General features: G+C 72.3%; 1 protein-coding gene. It reads left to right on the forward strand.

The window, feature by feature from the left end:
* Positions 1 to 141: 141 nt before the first annotated feature.
* The coding region (locus AWB68_RS45260; RefSeq protein WP_160110204.1) for a TolC family protein at positions 142 to 1132 on the forward strand (991 nt) is incomplete at its 3' end.

A 1132-nucleotide genomic window follows, 5' to 3' on the forward strand; every position in this document is an offset into this window, starting at 1 on the left:
TTCGGGTGCTTCGGGTGCTTCGGGTGCTTCGGGTGCTTCGGGTGCTTCAGTCGTTTCGGGCGCTTCGGCGCCTGCGCCTGTCTCGGGCGCTTCGATGGTTCCGGCCGCCTCCGCCTTGCAGCCGTCGTCGGAAACCAGGCGATGAAAACGCCGCGTGCCCTCACCCTGACGCTGCTGCCGGTCGTCTGCGCGCTCGCCGCGTGCATCACGGTCGGCCCCGACTACACGCTGCCGCAGGACGCCGCGATCAACGCGCCGCTCGCGAACACCCCGCTCGACGGCGCCGGCGGCAAGGTCGCCTCGCCGCAGACGGTCCCGCCGACCTGGTGGCGCCTCTACGACGATCCCGTCCTCGACAGCCTCGTGCGCGACGCGCTGAAATCGAACACCGACCTGCGCGTCGCGGCGGCGAATCTCGCGCGCTCGCGCGAGGCGCTCGGCGTCGCCGAGGCGCAGGGCGGCTTTTCCGGCGGGGCGTCGGCGGCGGTCAAGCGCGCGCAGGAATCGGGCGAGCAGTTCCTGATCTTCGAAAAGTTGCCGGTGGTGAATGAAGGCGACATCGGCATCAGCGTGTCGTATGAAATCGATCTGTTCGGCACGCTGCGGCGCGGCGTCGAAGCCGCGCAGGCCGACAGCGAGGCCGTCCAGGCCGCCGGCGACGTCGCCCGCATCACGGTGGTCGCGGACGTCGTGCGCGCGTACGTGGAGAACTGCTCGGCCGCCGAGGAACTGGCGATCGCGCAGCAATCGCTCGACTTGCAGAAACAGCGCGTCGCGCTCACGCGGCGCCTGCGCGACGCCGGCCGCGGCAACACGCCCGACGTGACGCGCGGCCAGACCCAGGTCGACACCCTCAACGCCGACATCCCGCGCTACCGGGCGCGCCGCCGCATCGCGCAATACCGGCTCGCGATGCTGCTCGCGCGCGCGCCGTCCGACTTGCCGCCGGGCGTGCTCGCGTGCCACGCAACGCCGCGCATCAAGAATGCGCTGCCGGTCGGCGACGGCGCCGCGCTGCTCCGGCGCCGTCCCGACGTGCGCGAAGCAGAGCGGCGGCTCGCGGCATCGACGGCGCGCATCGGCGTCGCGACCGGCGCGCTGTATCCGACCGTCGCGATCGGTGTATCGGCGG

The sequence above is a fragment of the Caballeronia choica genome (assembly GCF_001544535.1).
GTDB lineage: Bacteria > Pseudomonadota > Gammaproteobacteria > Burkholderiales > Burkholderiaceae > Caballeronia > Caballeronia choica.